Below are 16,179 nucleotides of genomic sequence, written 5' to 3' on the forward strand. Positions count from 1 at the left end.
TGGCGGGCACCGCGTTGGCGTCACCGCCGCCCACGCGGTGATACGCGACGGCGGCTCCGTCGAGACCGCGAGCGGCACCATTCACGCGACGGCGGCTCCGTCGAGACCGCGAGCGGCACCATTACGGTGTAGCGGTACCGTTCGCAACACCCGTCGCCGACGGTGTCCCATCCAGCCGCGCGACCCAATCGACGAGCGCATCGAGCACGGCCCGGCCGCGCCCGTTGCCGACCCGGTCGCTGTTGACGAAGGCGACGAGCACACACTGCCTGCCGTCCGCATCCGGCACGTAGCCGGCCAGCGCGACGACATTGGACAGCGTGCCCGTCTTCAGGCGCGCGCGGCTGGCGGCGGGGCTGTCGTGCAGGCGGCGGCGCATCGTGCCGTCCACGGCCGCGATCGGCATGCTGGCCTGGAGTTCCGGCGCCCAGTTGCTGCGCAGGCCCGCTTGCAGCAGGCCCGCCATCTGGATGGGCGTGATGCGTTCGATGCGCGACAGGCCCGAGCCGTTTTCCACGACGAAGCCGGTGTCGTCGATGCCGTGCGTGCGCATCCAGGCGCGCACGACGGCCTCGCTGCGGGCAAGCGTCGTCAGGGTCGTGCCGGATGTGTTGGGCTGCGGATGGCTGCCCAGCACGGGGTCCGGTTCGAGCGCGCCCAGGCTCAGGAAGAGCAGGCGGGCGAGGGTGTTGTCGGAGGGCTTGTTGATGTCGCGGATGACTTCCGGCAGCGGGCGCGACACGTGTTCGGCCAACAGGCGCGCACCCGGCGGCGTGGCGCCCTCGACGGCCGTGCCCGTGATGGTGCCGCCCAGCGTCTTCCACTGGCGGCGCACGAGGCGGGCGACGTATTCCTGGCGGTCGATCACGTTGATCGACTCGCTGGCCACGCAGTTTTTCGGGAAGGTGCCGTGCAGCACGACCTTGATGCCGCCGCCCGGACGCGGCACGGCATCCGGCAGCTTCCACCCGTGTTCCCAGGTGGCGCAGTCGGCATCGATGAGCTTCATGTCCGTGTCGACGGTGACGCCGTCGAGCTCGGGTTGCATCGCGACGCGCACGCGCGTGGCCGGTTTGCCGTCCGGGCGCGGCGTCGAGCGGATGTCCAGTTGCAGCATGTTGCGGTTGACGAACAGCGCGTCCGGGATGGCGTTGTAATAGGCCTCCGGCGATTCGTCGAACGGCGGCACGCCGACGTCCGCGCGGGCCGGATTGAACAGCGTGCGGTCGACGACCAGGTTGCCGTCGATCCGGCGGATGCCCTGGTAGCGCAGGGCGCGCAGCATGGTCGTCAACGTCTCGGTGGACAGGTCGACGTCGGCGCCGCCGCGCAGCACCAGGTCGCCATGCAGCACGCCGCCCTTGACCTCGCCCGTCGTGCGCATTTCGGTGCGGCCGCGGAACACGGGGCCCAGTTGCTCGAGGGCGACCAGGGTCGTGACGAGTTTCATCGTCGATGCAGGGTGCAGCGGATGGTCGGCCAGGTGCGACAGCACCGTCTTGTCGCCGCGCAGGACGAGCGCGCTCACGGCATCCTCGGGAATCCCCGCCGTGCGCAGGGCGTCCGTGACGGGGATCGGCAGCGGCGTCGTCATCGACGCCGGCGGTGACGGTTGCAGCTGGGCCGCGGCCGGCATGCCGATGCCCAGCAGCGCGGCGGAGAGAAGAGTCAGTGCGTGACGACGAAGCATGCCTGTCCTTTTTGTTGTTGCTATAGCCATTATCCGAAGAACACGTAAGCCACGGAGATGGCCGCGATGATGCCGGCAAAGTCGGCGATCAGCCCGCAGGAAATCGCATAGCGCGTCTTGCGTACGCCGACGGAGCCGAAGTACAGCGCGACGATGTAGAACGTGGTATCCGCCGAGCCCTGGAAGATGCACGCGAGGCGGCCGACGAACGAATCGACACCATACGTCTTCATGGCGTCGATCATCAGCGCGCGCGACCCGCTGCCGGAAAGCGGCTTCATCAGTGCGGTGGGCAGCGCGGGGGTGAACGCGGTGTCGAGGCCGGCCATGCGGATGAGCCATTCCAGGCCCTGCACGACGAAGCCGAGCACGCCGGCATTGCGGATCACGGAGATGGCGACGAGCATGCCGACGAGGTAGGGGATGATCGTGAGCGACGTCTGGATGCCGCCCTTGGCGCCCTCGATGAACGCCTCGTACACGTTCACGCGCCGAATCATCGCGCCGACGATGAACACGACGATGATGGAGAACAGGATCAAATTGCTCGCGACCTTGGAGACGGTCTCGATTTCCGGCTTCGTCAGGTATTGCGTGAAATACCAGATCAGCGTGGCGATGGCGGCCGTCATGCCGCCCAGCCAGCCCAGCACGACGCCGTTCAGCAGATTGATGCGCTGGCGGATCGACACGGCGATGATGCCGGCGACCGTGGCGACATAGGTCGCGATCATGCATGGGATGAAGATGTCGGACGGGTCTTTCGCACCGAGGATCGCGCGCTGCGCCATGATCGCGAGCGGGATCAGGGTGAGGCCCGACGTGTGCAGCACGAGGAACATGATCTGCGCGTTGCTGGCCGTGTCCTTGTTCGGATTCAGCGTCTGCAGGCTTTCCATCGCCTTCAGGCCGAACGGCGTCGCGGCATTGTCCAGGCCGAGCAGGTTCGCGGAAAAATTCATCACCATGTGGCCCGTGGCCGGGTGGTCCTTCGGCACTTCCGGGAAGATGCGCGAAAAGAAGGGAGAAATGATGTTCGCCAGCCAGCCGACGGCGCCGGCCTTCTCGCCGATGTTCATGATGCCGAGCCATAAGGTCATCACGCCGGCCAGCGGCAGGGCGATGTCCATCACGCCCATCTTGGCCGCGTCGAAGGTGCCGTCGATGATGCGCTTGAAAATCTCGGTATCCCCGAGAAAGATCCATTGGGCCAAAGCCGCGACGAAGCCGACGAGGAAGAAGCCGATCCAAATGTAATTTAATGCCATGGTGTCGTAGATGCAGGCAATGCCGGGCCGCGTAGGCCTGAGCTCGATTGTGCAGCGGAGAGTATAGGCGCTGAGCAAGCTGCACTGATGAAAGTATGGGCCGGGGATATGTAAAAAAGTTATGCGCCGCTGGGAAGCTTGGCGTTCTGTCATCACGTACTGTATTGCTTGCGCCCAAGGCCTGAGCCTATGATACGCAACGCTTCCAGGATCCCGCCATGCCGACTCGCCGCACCATCCTCGCTTCCCTGCTGTTCACCGCGCTCGCCCCATTCGCCGCCGCGCAAGGCCCGGCACCCAAGGTCATGCACATGTTCCTGTCGACGAGCGAGACGGGCATGGACCCGGCCGTCGCCTCCGACATCGCCACGTTGTCCCTGCTGGAAAACCTGTTCGATCCGCTGCTGCGCTACGACTACCTCGCGCGCCCCGTCAAACTGCAGGGCAATGGCGCGAAGGACCTGCCCGAGATCTCGGCCGACGGCCTGACGTACACCTTCCACATCCGCCCCGGCATGCGGTTCACGCCCGACCCGGCCTTCAAAGGTCCGCCGCGCGAGGTGACGGCGGCCGACTACGTCTACAGCATCCAGCGCCTGTATGACCCGACGTTGAAATCGCCGTGGTCGTTCATGTTCGAGGGAAAACTGCTGGGCGACGCGGCGTGGAAGGACCGCTTCAGCTACGCGACGAGCATCCCCGGCCTGCAGGCCGTCGACCGGTACACGCTGCGCATCCGTCTTTCCGAGCCGGATAACAATTTCCTGTTTTACCTTGCCACGCCGGCGACCGGTGTCGTCGCGCGCGAAGTGATCGAGGCGTATCCGGGCCAGGCCGGCAATCACCCTGTCGGCACGGGGCCGTTCATGCTGGGGGACTGGAAGCGCAGCGACCGGATCGTCCTCGTGGCGAATCCGACGTCGACGTCCGTGTTTCACTCCAGCGTGGCAACGGACCCGGCGGCCGATCCCGGCGACCGCGCCATCGCGCGTGCGCTCGAAGGGCAAAAGCTGCCGCGCGTGGACAAGGTCGACATCAAGATCGCGGAAGAATTCCAGGGCCGCATGCTGGGCTTCCTGAACGGCGAATATGACTACCTGGAGCAGGTGCCGGAATCGATGACGGACATGGTCATCAAAAACGGCAAGCTGAAACCCGAGCTCACCGCGCGCGGCATGCAGCTGTATCGCTTCCCCGTGCTGCAGACCTACTACATGTGGATGAACATGGAGGATCCGGTGCTGGGGGGCTATTCGAAGGAAAGGGTGGCGCTGCGCCGTGCGATCTCGCTCAGCTACAACAGCGCCGAGGACATCGCGCTGCTGAAACAAGGGTTCGCGATCAAGGCCGAATCGCCGCTGCCGCCCGGCGTGCTGGGCTATGACCCGAACTACCGCAGCCCCGTCCCGTACGATCCGGCGATGGCGAATGCCTTACTCGATCGCTTCGGCTACGACAAGCGCGACTCCGACGGGTTCAGACGGCAGCCGAAGCCGAACGGCGGCGGCACCGAGCCATTGACGCTGCAGATGAGCAGCGAAGCCACGGTCGGCGGCCGCCTGCGCGACGAACTGTGGCGCAAATGCCTGAATGCCGTCGGCCTGCGCGTCGTGTTCAAGTCCGATAAAAAGACGGAGATCATCAAGGCGTCGCGCCTCGGCAAGGTGCAGATGTTCGAGAGTAACTGGATCGCCGACTTCCCCGACGGCGACAATTTTTACCAGCTGCTGTACGGCCCCAACGCCGGCCGCGCCAACTACGCCCGTTTCAACCTGCCCGCCTACAACGAACGCTACGAGCAGGCGCACGCGCTCAAGGATGGTCCCGAGCGCCAGAAGCTGTATTTCGAGATGAACCAGCTGATCCACGCCTATAACCCGTGGGTGCCGCTGACGCATGTACTCTCGGCAGATATCCGACAACCGTGGCTCAAAAACTACAAACGCCACCCCGTCGAATTCACGCAATGGCGTTATCTGGATGTCGATGTTGCGGAAAGGACACGTGCTGCAAGAGGGAAGTGATACTTTTTGCTAGATTGACTGTGTGAAATATTCCCTGCAGTTATAGTCAGCGCCGGAATTTTCATTGGCTGGGCGCGCGTCAGTGCGCTTACCTTTGAATCAACAATTCATGCCAACGTCATCGTGCATCAAGGAGAGCCACGTGAAGTTAAAGAAGCTAGCGACCATGATCGCCGTGATCGGTACCGCAGCCCCGGCCGTCGCGCAGCAAGCGCAAACGGACAAGCCGATCGCGCGCGTCGAGATCACGGGTTCCAGCATCAAGCGCATCGCCACCGAAGGCGCGCTGCCGGTGCAGACGATCACGATGGACCAGCTGGACAAGCAGGGCGTCACGAACGCGGAACAGCTGATGCGCCTGATTTCGGCCAACGGCACGGGCGCGGACAATATGACTTCAGGTAATAACGTGTTCGGTGCGGATGCCGACCGCGTCAGCGGCGGCGGCTCGTTCGCATCGCTGCGCGGCCTGGGCCCGACCGGCACCCTCGTGCTGATCAACGGCCGCCGCATTTCCGGCTACGGCCTGTCCGGCAAGGCGGTCGACCTGAACACGATCCCGCTGGCGGCCGTCGCCCGTATCGAAGTGCTGAAGGATGGTGCGTCCGCGATCTATGGCACGGACGCCGTCGGCGGCGTCATCAACTTCATCCTCAAGACGAATTTCGAAGGCCTGCAGGCGAATGCCACCGGCAACTGGACGGAGCACGGCGGCGGCGCCACCCGCCGGCTGCAGGTCGTGGCCGGTCACGGCAACCTGGACACCGACCGCTTCAACGTCATGGTGGCCGTCGGCTACGACCGGAACAACGAACTCGATTCGCACCAGCGCTCGTTCGCCAACGGCTACCAGCCGGCGCGCGGCCTGTCGCCGGACACCACCGGCACCCCGGTCGCCAACCAGCTGACGGGCGCCGGCACCGCGCTGGGCTCGAACTTCCAGATGCCGGGCGATCCGAACAAATACCTGCAGGCGGGTCTCCTCTCCCTGCAGGGCAAGTGCGACAGCGTGCAGGGCATGAACCAGTACGCGACGGCGCTGTGGAAGGACGTGACGTCGCCGCTGCGCTCGACCTATTCCTGCGCCTACGACTACGGCGGCGACTACGTGATGCAGTTGCCGACGGAGCGCACGAACGGCGTCGCCCGCGCCACGTTCCAGGTCAACCCGGACCACCGCGTGTTCGCCGAAGCCGTCGCCGCGCATACGAATTCGCTGGCGATCCTGACGCCGGCGCAGATCTCCACGTCGCTCGCGAACGGCAACGCGTATCCGGTGGGGGGGCCGTACTACCAGGACCTGTCGCCGTACATCGCTTCGTTCGACAAGACCAAGCCGATCATCTACAAATGGCGCGCCTGGCCGCTGGGTAACCGCACGCAGAACTACACGACCGACACCGTGCGCCTGATGACGGGCGCCGAGGGTCTCCTGGCCGGCAAGTGGGACTACAAGATCGACTTGTCGCACAGCGAGAGCCACACCAAGACGGACCTCGTCGACGGCTATGCCTACACGAGCGCGCTGTACCAAGTGCTGGGCAGCGGCGTCGTGAACCCGTTCGCCGCGCCGTCGCAGGGCCAGAGCGCCGCCGCGATGCAGGCGCTGGAAGGCACCAAATTCTACGGCCGCCTCCAGCACGGCAAGACGACGCTCACGCAGTTCAACGCCTCCATCTCGGGCGAGATCTGGCAACTGCCGGCCGGCCCGCTGCAGGGCGCGATCGGCACCGACCTGCGCCGCGAGGGCTATGGCTTCGCGCAGGACGTCGACGCGACCAAGATCCTGCTGGCGCCGGGTAACGCGAACCAGGACACGGTCAACCGCAACGTCAAGGCGATCTACACCGAGCTCGTGGTTCCGGTCATGAAGAACCTGGAACTGCAGCTGGCGCTGCGCCGCGACGACTACAGCCTGATCGGCGCAACGACGAATCCGAAGATCGCGTTCAGCTACCGCCCCACGAGCTGGCTGATGCTGCGCGGTTCGGCCAACAAGGGTTTCCTGGCGCCGAGCTTCGCCCAGCTGTATTCGGGCCGCCTGGACCAGGAACTGCCGAACGGCGTGTCCGACCCGGTCGGCTGCGCGTCCCACCAGGGCGACCCGCGCTACTGCGCGATCGAGCGCCTGAACTACTTCAGCGGCGGCAACCCGAACCTGCGTCCGGAGACGTCCAAGCAGGGCACCCTGGGCTTCATCGTCGAGCCGAACGCGAACTTCTCGATGTCAGTTGACTACTGGGCGATCAACGTCAAGGACCGCATCCTGAACCGCACGCCGCAAGTGGTGCTGGCCAATGCGGCTGCGCTGGGCGAGTACATCCACCGCAATGCGGACGGTACCATCGATTACGTCGACGCGGGCTGGATCAACGCGGCCGGCCTCAAGACGCGCGGCGCCGACGTGGGCCTGCGCGGCCGCGGCAACCTGCCGGACGGCTGGCGCTGGAACGCGACCCTCGACGGCACCTGGACGCAGAGCTACCAGTTCGCCGAGTTCGAAGGCCAGCCGTACGTCGAATACGTCGGCAATTTTTATACGCGCGACATTTACCTGCGCTGGAAGCACAACGCCACGTTCAGCGTGAACAAGGGCGCATGGAGCTTCCTGCTCAGTAACCTGTACCGCGACGGCTACAAGGACCAGGTGCCGAACGGCGGCAAGGGCACGCCGCCGGCGGGCTTCAATCCGCACGTCGCCAGCTACACGACGTGGGGCCTGTCCACGACGTACACGGGCTTGAAAAACACGACGATCACCGTCGGCATCCAGAACCTGTTCGACCGCGACCCGCCGTTCACGGCGCACAACGTGGACGAAGTCGTGGGCGCCGGCTGGGATCCGCGCGTGGCCGACCCGCGCGGCCGCTCGCTGAGCTTCGACGTCAAGTACCGCTTCTTCTAACCGGTAGCGCCAGTATCCTTGGCACGACCTGCGGCCCGCGACCATGGAAGCCACAAGCTTCCGCGGCGCGGGCCGTTTTACTTGAACCCACCATGAACGGCAGGCGCAGATTCAACCAGATGATGGCGGCGGCATTGTTGCTGCGCTTCACGTCTCTTCCTGCGCCTGCGTGGTCCGCATCGAAAACCATGACACCACTGATCAAACCACCGCGCCTGCGCCGCGGCGACGTCGTCGGCCTCGTCGCGCCGGGCGGCTACACGAGCGACGCCGCCATCGAGAAGGCGGTCCAGCACATTGAGGCGCTGGGCTTCCGCGTCAAGCTGGGCACGTACCTGCGCGACGTGTGGGGCAATTACGGCGGCACGGTCGCGGCGCGCATCGCCGACCTGCACGCGATGTTCCGCGATTCCGACGTGAAAGCCATCTGGGCGATCCGCGGCGGGTCCGGCTGCATCTCGCTGCTGCGGCACCTGGACTACCGCCTGATCCGCACCCATCCGAAGGTCCTGCTGGGCTACTCCGATATCACCGCGCTGCACCTCGCCATCCACCGCCACGCGGGCCTCGTGACGTTCCACGGCCCGGTCGCATCGAGCACGCCGTCGGCCTATTCGACGGAGCACCTGCTGGCCGTGCTGACGGAGCCGAGAGACGCCTACACGATCCCGATGTCGGCGGAGAACGACCGCCGCGCGCTGGAAGAGCCGTGGTATGCGACGCGCACCGTGCACGAAGGCGTCGCCGAGGGCCCGCTCATCGGGGGCAATCTGTCGCTCGCGAGCGCGCTCGCGGGCACGCCGTACGCGGCGGATTTCACGGGCGGCCTGCTGTTCCTCGAAGAGGTGAACGAGGAGCCGTACCGCATCGACCGCTGGATGACGCAGCTCGACCTCGCCGTCGGTTTTGATAAAGCTGCCGGCGTCATGATCGGCATCTGCGAGAACTGCGGACCGCAGGGCGACGGGCCGTCGCTGACCTTGGACGAGACCCTCGACGTGCACCTGCAGCCGCTGCGCGTGCCGGCGGTGACGGGGTATTCGTTCGGGCATATCCGCAACCAGTTCACGATGCCGGTCGGGATCCGGGGCCGGCTGGATACGGAGGCGCGGACGGTGACGTTGCTGGAGGCAGCCGTTAGCTGAAGCCCGTCGCCCCGCGGAGGCGGGGGCCCAATCTTGTATGCGTTATCGCAGCGCCAGCAACTTGGGTTCCCGCCTTCGCGGGAACGACGTTTCAACGTAGCGGCTCGTGCTTACCACCGCCACGCCTCCTGCAACCGCTCCTTCAGATACTCCACGAACACCCGCACCCTTGGCGCCAGATTCCGCTGGTGCGGATACACCGCATGCAGCGGCGCCGCCGCCATCGCGTGGTTCGGAAGCACACGCCGCAAACGCCCGGCTGCCAGGTCATCCCCCACGTCCCAGATCGATTTCAGCGCGATGCCGCTGCCGGCCAGCGCCAGCTGCTGCGCGGCGCCGCCGTCGTTCGTGAGGAAGGCGGCATCCACGCGCACGGGCGCCGTCTCGTCGCCGTCGAATTTCCAGTCCGTGCGGCGTTGATCGCCGATCACGATGCAGCGGTGGCCCGCCAGTTCGGCCGGCGTGCGCGGTTCGCCGTGGCGCTGCAGGTACGCCGGCGACGCGCACAGCACGCGGTAGTTCGGCGCCAGCGCGCGCGCGACGAGCGAGGATGCTTCCAGCGCGCCGTAGCGGATGCCGAGGTCATGACCGCTGTCCAGCAGGTCGACGACGGCGTCAGTCAGCTCGAGCTGGATGGTCACCTGTGGATGCAGCTCCTGGAACGCGGCCGCGATCGGCGCCAGCCAGCGCCGCCCGAATTCGCCCGGCGCCGTGATGCGCAACAGGCCGTGCACGCCGTCGCGGCGCTGCGCGAGCAGGGCTTCGGCCTGCTCGACTTCGTCCAGGATGCGCAGCACGCGCGCGTGGAACAGCCGACCTTCGTCCGTCAGCGTCTGGCGCCGCGTCGTGCGCTGCAGGAGGCGCGTGCCCAGGCTCGCTTCCAGCAAGGACAGGCGCTTGCTGACGACGGACACGGGCACGTCCAGCTCGCGCGCGGCGGCGGACAGGCTGCCGGCCGAGACGATTCGCGCGAATGCGACGAGGGCAGGGAAGTTGTTGGCGAGCGTGTCCATCTTGCGCTTTTTGGAAACAATGATTTCGTATTCTGCCGCTATTTTTCGATCAGCGTGAAATCTATGATGGGCTCATCGACACCAGGAGCATCACCATGAAAGCTTTTACTATCCTCGCCGCCGTGCTGGTGGCGCTGCCGGCCTGCGCGGACGAACAACTCGTCAGCGCCCGGCAAGTCATCGTCGACCGGTCGCTGCCGCCGGCGCAGCGTGACGCGGACATGCGGGCGGCGCGCCATTACGCCACGTTCTGGCACACTGGCGACGAACGCTTTGCCCGCGCCGCGCTCGCAGCCGATTTCACGGACCGCACGCTGCCGCCGGGCCGCGCGCAAGGCGTGCCGGGGCCGCTGGCCGCCTCCAGGTTCGTGCGCACGGCGATACCCGATCTGCAGGCCGACCTGCTACAACTGATCGTTGCGGGCGACCGCGTCACCGTGCACTATCGCTTCCACGGCCATTTCACGGGACGGTGGGCTGACAGACAGGGGCAGGGGCAAGCGATCGACTTCATTGCCACCGACATCTATCGCATCGCGGACGGGAAGATCGCCGACAACTGGCACATCGAAGACAACCTCACACTGATGCAGCAACTGGGCCTCGTCGCCCGTTGAAAGGGACCATCATGCACATCGATTTGACCGGCAAGACCGCACTCGTTTCCGCCTCCACCGCAGGCATCGGCCTGGCGACCGCCATCGGGCTCGCCGACGCGGGCGCCACCGTCATCCTCAATGGGCGCTCCGTGGATGCGCTCGAACGTGCCCGCGCGGCCGTGCTGGCGCGGGTGCCGGGCGCGCAATTGCGTGGCGTCGCCGCCGACCTTGCGACGGCGGAAGGCGCCGCGGCGCTATTCAACGCCGAGCCGCACGTGGACATCCTCGTCAACAACGCGGGCACGTACGGGCCGCAGGATTTCTTCGAGATCGACGACGCCACGTGGGAGCATTTTTTCCAGCTGAACGTGATGTCGGGCGTGCGCCTCGCGCGGCACTACCTGAAGGGGATGCTGGAACGGGACTGGGGCCGCGTCGTGTTCATCTCGTCGGAATCGGGGCTGAACATCCCGGCCGACATGATTCACTACGGGATGACGAAGACGGCGCAGCTGGCGATATCGCGCGGGCTGGCGAAGCTGGCGGCCGGCAGCGGCGTCACCGTCAACGCGGTGCTGCCGGGGCCGACCCTGTCGGAAGGCGTGCGCGCCATGCTGGAAGGGGCGGCGAAAGAAGCCGATACGTCGGTCGAGCAGGCGGCGACGGACTTCGTGCGCACGCACCGCCCCAGCTCCATCCTGCGCCGCGCGGCGAGCGTGGACGAGGTGGCGAACATGATCGTCTACGTGTGCTCGCCGCAGGCCTCGGCCACGACGGGCGCGGCGCTGCGGGTGGATGGCGGGGTGGTCGACACGATCGCTTAGTCTCGCGCCCCGACCTTTACGCGACCACGTCGTCGATCTGCGTGGCGACTTCGTCGAAGGCGGCGCTGGCGCGGTCCTCGCCCATGTTCACGCCTTCGGCGTAGATGAACTCGACGTCCGTCATGCCCATCAGGCCCAGCACGCCCTTCAGGTACGGCACCTGCGAGTCGCGCTCCGTATCGCGGTAGATGCCGCCTCTGGCCAGGCCCACGTAGACCTTCTTGCCGGTGACAAGGCCTTCCGGACCGTTCGCCGTGTAGCGGAAGGTCTGGCCGGCGCGGGCAACGGCGTCGATCCACGATTTAATTTGCACGGACACGCTGAAGTTATACATCGGCACGCCCAGCACGATCACGTCGGCGTTTTTCAGCTGTGCGATCAGCGCATCGTCCAGCGCCACGCGGGCGCTTTGCTCCGGCGTGCGTTGTTCGGCGGGCGTGAACAGCGCGGACAGCGCGGCTTCGTCCAGCACGGGGTGCGGGTCGCGCGCCAGGTCGCGCAGCTCGACCGTCGCTTCCGGATGACGTGCTTTCAGGCGCGCCGTGATCGCGTCGGCGACGCGGGTGGAGTTCGAACCGTTGACACGGGCGCTACCGTTGATTTGCAGGATGTTCATCGTGTTCTCCAGAAGTGTTGGGTCGATGGAGAACATTCTATTGAGACTCTTCGACGGGATTAAGCCGGGTTTCCGGATATCATTGTTCCATTTATGGGACGGGAGTCTGGGCCATGGTGGATGCAAACGATCTGATCCTGTTCGTGCGGGTCGTCGACGCGGGCAGTTTTTCGCAGGCGGCCGAACGGGCCGACCTGCCGAAGTCGACGCTGTCGCGCCGCCTGACCCTGCTGGAAGAAGCGCTGGGCGAAAAGCTGTTCGTGCGCAGCACGCGGCGCGTGGCGATCACGGCGTTCGGCGAGCGCATCCTGGAGCATGCGCGCCGCCTCGTCGACGAAACGGAAGAAGTCGCGGCGCTGGCCCAGCACCGGCAGGAAACGCCGCGCGGCGAATTGCGCGTGTCGATGCCGGCCGACCTCATCGAATCCGACTTCGCCGCCTTCTGCCAGGCGTTCCAGGCGCGCTATCCGGACGTCCGGCTGCGCATCGACCTGTCCCCGCGCCGCGTGGACCTCCTGAGCGAACGTTTCGACGTGGCCGTGCGCGCCGCCCAGCACCTGCCCGACGATGCGACGCTCGTCGCGCGCAAGCTGTTCGACGTGGGCCAGGGTTTGTTTGCCAGCCCGGATTACCTGGCCGAACACGGCACACCGGCGACGCCCGATGACCTTGTCGAGCATGCCTGTCTTGCCTACACCGGACACGACGGTACGACGCTGCCGTGGGTGCTGGCGCGCGGCGACGAGCGCTGGGAGCAGGTCGTGCAGGGACCGCTGGTATGCAATTCGCCCCGGTTGCAACGCGAAATGGCGTACCGCGGCGCGGGCATCGCCGCGCTGCCGGCCGACGCCGCCCTGCGCGACTGGATCGGCAACGGCCGCCTGCGCCGCGTCCTGCCCGACTGGTCGCTGCCGACGGCCAGCCTCTGGTGCGTGATGCCGGGACGGCGCCTGATGCCGGCGCGCACGCGTGTGTTCGTCGACATGCTGAAGGCGCACATGGATGCCGTCATGAGCGGATAATTTTTGAAAACGCTTGACACATGTGCGTACGCACATAACACTATGACCATGACTGCTTCCGAACGACTCATTGCCTGCAACTGCTTCGCCTCCCGCAAGGCGGCGCGTCTGGTGACGAAGATGTATGAAGACCACCTGTCGCGCGTGAACCTGACGAGCACGCAGTTCTCGATCCTGGTCTACATCGACGAGGTCAAAGAGGGCTCGATGAAGGATCTCGCCGAGGCGATGGTAATGGAGCGTACGAGCGTGATCCGCGCGCTGCAGCCTTTGGCCCGCGACGGCCTCGTGGCCATCGGACCGCATGAGGACGACGCGCGCCGCAACGTCGTGCGCCTCACCGATGCGGGCCGCGCCAGGCTGGCGCAAGCGATGCCCGTGTGGCAGACGGCGCAGGCGGAGTTCGAGAGCAAGTTCGGCGCAGGGCCGGCCGGGGAATTGCGTCAATCGCTGTCGACGCTGGCACCGTAGCAAAACATTTTGCACCGATATGTGCGTATGCTCGCCGCTGATCCGACCCGCGACGCCGTCGAGAAATCGACGGCATGAATCGTAGGGTGGGGTATGTGAGGCCGGGGGCCTCGCATACGAACGTGCCCACGCGGACGCCGGCATGGCGCACACGTCACGCGCGGGCACGGCGAGCCCACCCTACCGGGCTTCGAATACCAAACAGGTCGTCGTCGCATGCGCATACAGCCGGCCCTGCGCATCGACGATCCGCCCTTCTGCCGTCGCGAGCTGGCGGCCGCAATGGAGCACCGTGCCGATCGCGCGCAGCGGCCCGCCGTCGAGCCGCGCGCCGCGCACGAGGTTCACGCTCAGTTCCGCTGTCGTGTAGGCGTATCCCGGTTCGAGCGCGGTCTGCACGGCGCAGCCGACGGCCGAGTCGAGCAGGGTCGCGTACCAGCCACCGTGCACGGTCCCCATCGGATTCAGGTGTTTTGCCTGCGGCGTGCCCTGGAACGTGGCCTTGCCCTTCTCGACCTCGACGAGGAAGAAGTCGAGCGTCTCGGCGATGTGCGCATACGGGAAGCGGCCGTCGAGCAGCGCTTCCATGATGGCCAGGCCCGTCATCCCGCGCGCTTCCTGCGCCGGCACCACGCCGGGACGTCCGCCGCCCTGCTCGATGCGCGCACGCACCGCGCGCAGCTGTTCTTCCCATTGTTGTGCCACCGTCGGCTGCGTCTCCATGCGATCCTCCTGTCGTGTGATTGGGTGTATATGCAAGGCTCCGGTGGATTATGCACGGGTTCCGGCGTCCCCGGGGTTATACTCGCTAGAGGGACGGCACTAACGCCATCCCGGCAATGGAATACCGTACATGACATCGAACGACCCCCTGTGCAACTGCCTCGCCCTGCGCCAGGCGTCGCGTTACATCACCGGCGTGTACGACCAGGTGCTGAGCGAGGCCGGCCTGCGCGTCACGCAGTTCTCCATCCTGTACAAGCTGCTGGGGCTCGGGCCGATGACGGTCAACCAGATGTCCGCCGAACTGGTCATGGACCGCACGACCCTCACCCGCAACCTCAAGCCGCTCGAGCGCGATGCCCTCGTGACGACCGGTCCCAGCGAGCACGACAAGCGTGAGCGCGTGATCGTCCTCACGCCGGCCGGCAAGGCCAAGGTGAAAGCCGTGCTGCCGCTGTGGCGCCGCGCCCAGCAGACCTTCGAACAGAACTTCGGCAGCGAACGCGCACTCGAACTGCGCATGCTGCTGCGCGCCGTCGTCGAGACGGGCATACACGAGCCCGAAGTCAAATAAATCCGCTCGCCGGCAGGCCGCGCGTCATGCGCCTTTCAAAATACGTGTATATACTCCTATTTGCACGATCCCGCCATCCAACCCGAAAGGAGTCATCATGTCTGCCCGCGACATCGTCCTGTGTGCCCCCGTGCGTACCGCCATCGGCGCGTTCAACGGTTCCCTGAAATCCATCCCCGCCGTCGAACTGGGCGCGGCCGCCGTGCGCGCCGCCGTCGAGCGCGCGGGCATCGCTCCGGACGCCATCGACGCCGTCCTGATGGGCAACGTGGTCCAGGCGGGCAACCGCATGAACCCGGCGCGCCAGGCCGCAGTCCACGGCGGCATTCCCGTGAGCGTGCCCGCGATGACGCTGAACCGCGTGTGCGGCTCGGGTGCGCAGGCCATCGCGTCGGCCGCGCACGAGATCCTGGCCGGCGAATCCAGCGTCGTGCTGGCCGGCGGCATGGAAAACATGGACCAGGCGCCGTACCTGATGCCGCAGGCCCGCTGGGGCGCGCGCATGGGCCATGCGCAGATCTACGACAGCCTGCTGCACGACGGCCTGAACGACGCGTTCTCCGCCCAGCACTCGGGCTGGCACACGGAGGATCTCGTGAAGGACGTGGACCTCACCCGCGCCGCGCAGGACCGCTGGGCCGAGCGTTCGCAGCGCCGCTTCTCGGAAGCCCAGGCGGCCGGTGCGTTCAAGGATGAAATCGTGGCGATCGAGATCGCGGGCAAGCGCGGCGTGCAGCTGTTCGACACGGACGAAGCGAACCGCCCGGACACCACCTTGGAGACGCTGGCGAAACTGAAGCCGGCGTTCCGCCCGAACGGCACGATCACGGCCGGTAACGCGCCGGGCCTGAACAGCGGCGCGGCCGCCGTCATCGTCGCCAACCGCGCGACGGCCGAGCGCCTGGGCCTGCAGCCTATCGCGCGCCTCGTCGCCTCGGGCGTGGCGGCCGTGGAGCCGGGCATGTTCGGCCTCGGTCCCGTACCGGCCGTGCAGAAAGCCCTTGCGCGCGCGGGGTGGAACGTCGGCGACGTCGACCGCTACGAAATCAACGAGGCGTTCGCCGCCGTGCCGCTGGCGGTGGCGAGAAAGCTGTCGCTGGCGGAAGACGTCATCAATGTCGAAGGGGGCGCGGTGGCGCACGGTCACCCGATCGGCGCAACGGGGGCCGTGCTGACGGTGCGGCTGCTGCATGCGATGCGGCGCGGGCTGGCGCGGCGTGGCGTCGTCACGCTGTGCATCGGGGGCGGGCAGGGGATTGCGCTGGCGCTGGAGCAGATCGCATGAACACGCGGACGCTAAACAAT

The 16,179-nt window shown here is 66.4% G+C and carries 15 protein-coding genes; 9 read left to right on the forward strand and 6 right to left on the reverse strand.

Features of this window, described 5'->3' with window-relative positions; genetic code table 11:
- Positions 1-121 precede the first annotated feature (121 nt).
- Together dacB and ACEN98_RS02040 are read right to left on the reverse strand one after the other, a co-directional pair.
- Positions 122-1,690, reverse strand: a complete 1,569-nt coding sequence (dacB, locus tag ACEN98_RS02035) for a D-alanyl-D-alanine carboxypeptidase/D-alanyl-D-alanine-endopeptidase (RefSeq protein ID WP_413381024.1) — start codon at positions 1,688-1,690, stop codon at positions 122-124.
- 29 nt (positions 1,691-1,719) lie between these two features.
- Positions 1,720-2,958: a nucleoside recognition domain-containing protein gene (locus tag ACEN98_RS02040; protein ID WP_413381026.1), complete on the reverse strand. Its 1,239-nt coding sequence runs from the start codon at positions 2,956-2,958 to the stop codon at positions 1,720-1,722.
- A gap of 218 nt (positions 2,959-3,176) precedes the next feature.
- On the opposite strand from ACEN98_RS02040, the gene ACEN98_RS02045 reads away from it, so the two are divergent.
- The gene (locus ACEN98_RS02045) at positions 3,177-4,982 is read left to right on the forward strand and encodes an ABC transporter substrate-binding protein (RefSeq protein WP_413381028.1); all 1,806 of its coding nucleotides are present in this window, start codon (positions 3,177-3,179) and stop codon (positions 4,980-4,982) included.
- Between the two features lie 142 nt (positions 4,983-5,124).
- Complete coding sequence (locus ACEN98_RS02050) at positions 5,125-7,887, forward strand: TonB-dependent receptor (RefSeq protein WP_413381030.1); 2,763 nt, start codon at positions 5,125-5,127, stop codon at positions 7,885-7,887.
- Here ACEN98_RS02050 and ACEN98_RS02055 read toward each other — a convergent pair.
- A complete protein-coding gene (locus tag ACEN98_RS02055) occupies positions 7,868-8,038 on the reverse strand; it encodes a hypothetical protein (RefSeq protein WP_413381032.1) in 171 nt (56 codons plus the stop codon). The genes ACEN98_RS02050 and ACEN98_RS02055 overlap by 20 nt on opposite strands.
- Positions 8,039-8,075: 37 nt before the next feature.
- Between ACEN98_RS02055 and ACEN98_RS02060 the strand changes: the two genes are divergently transcribed.
- Entirely contained in the window at positions 8,076-9,032 is a 957-nt protein-coding gene (locus ACEN98_RS02060; RefSeq protein ID WP_413381034.1) for a S66 peptidase family protein, read from the forward strand.
- A 110-nt stretch (positions 9,033-9,142) separates the two neighbouring features.
- On the opposite strand, the gene ACEN98_RS02065 is transcribed toward ACEN98_RS02060, so the two are convergent.
- Entirely contained in the window at positions 9,143-10,045 is a 903-nt protein-coding gene (locus ACEN98_RS02065; RefSeq protein ID WP_413381036.1) for a LysR family transcriptional regulator, read from the reverse strand.
- Positions 10,046-10,077: 32 nt separating this feature from the next.
- Here ACEN98_RS02065 and ACEN98_RS02070 point away from each other — a divergent pair, with 32 nt between their 5' ends.
- Together ACEN98_RS02070 and ACEN98_RS02075 are read left to right on the forward strand one after the other, a co-directional pair.
- On the forward strand, positions 10,078-10,662 hold the full coding sequence (locus tag ACEN98_RS02070; protein WP_413385939.1) for an ester cyclase: 585 nt from the start codon (positions 10,078-10,080) through the stop codon (positions 10,660-10,662).
- An 11-nt stretch (positions 10,663-10,673) separates the two neighbouring features.
- Entirely contained in the window at positions 10,674-11,468 is a 795-nt protein-coding gene (locus tag ACEN98_RS02075) for an SDR family NAD(P)-dependent oxidoreductase (protein WP_413381038.1), read from the forward strand.
- Between the two features lie 16 nt (positions 11,469-11,484).
- Here ACEN98_RS02075 and ACEN98_RS02080 read toward each other — a convergent pair whose 3' ends face one another.
- Positions 11,485-12,084 (reverse strand): FMN-dependent NADH-azoreductase, encoded by a 600-nt coding sequence (locus tag ACEN98_RS02080; protein WP_413381040.1) that lies wholly within the window; start codon positions 12,082-12,084, stop codon positions 11,485-11,487.
- A 113-nt stretch (positions 12,085-12,197) separates the two neighbouring features.
- Between ACEN98_RS02080 and ACEN98_RS02085 the strand changes: the two genes are divergently transcribed.
- The gene (locus ACEN98_RS02085) at positions 12,198-13,106 is read left to right on the forward strand and encodes a LysR substrate-binding domain-containing protein (protein ID WP_413381042.1); all 909 of its coding nucleotides are present in this window, start codon (positions 12,198-12,200) and stop codon (positions 13,104-13,106) included.
- A gap of 48 nt (positions 13,107-13,154) precedes the next feature.
- Positions 13,155-13,577, forward strand: a complete 423-nt coding sequence (locus tag ACEN98_RS02090) for a MarR family winged helix-turn-helix transcriptional regulator (RefSeq protein WP_413381044.1) — start codon at positions 13,155-13,157, stop codon at positions 13,575-13,577.
- Positions 13,578-13,757: 180 nt separating this feature from the next.
- On the opposite strand, the gene ACEN98_RS02095 is transcribed toward ACEN98_RS02090, so the two are convergent.
- A complete protein-coding gene (locus ACEN98_RS02095) occupies positions 13,758-14,300 on the reverse strand; it encodes a PaaI family thioesterase (RefSeq protein WP_413381046.1) in 543 nt (180 codons plus the stop codon).
- A gap of 130 nt (positions 14,301-14,430) precedes the next feature.
- On the opposite strand from ACEN98_RS02095, the gene ACEN98_RS02100 reads away from it, so the two are divergent.
- Both ACEN98_RS02100 and ACEN98_RS02105 read left to right on the forward strand, forming a co-directional pair.
- On the forward strand, positions 14,431-14,874 hold the full coding sequence (locus tag ACEN98_RS02100) for a MarR family winged helix-turn-helix transcriptional regulator (RefSeq protein WP_036233287.1): 444 nt from the start codon (positions 14,431-14,433) through the stop codon (positions 14,872-14,874).
- A 97-nt stretch (positions 14,875-14,971) separates the two neighbouring features.
- Complete coding sequence (locus tag ACEN98_RS02105; RefSeq protein ID WP_413381048.1) at positions 14,972-16,159, forward strand: thiolase family protein; 1,188 nt, start codon at positions 14,972-14,974, stop codon at positions 16,157-16,159.
- Positions 16,160-16,179 lie beyond the last annotated feature (20 nt).

It is taken from the genome of Massilia sp. CT11-137, assembly GCF_047302885.1.
Taxonomy (GTDB): Bacteria; Pseudomonadota; Gammaproteobacteria; order Burkholderiales; family Burkholderiaceae_D; genus Telluria; species Telluria orientalis.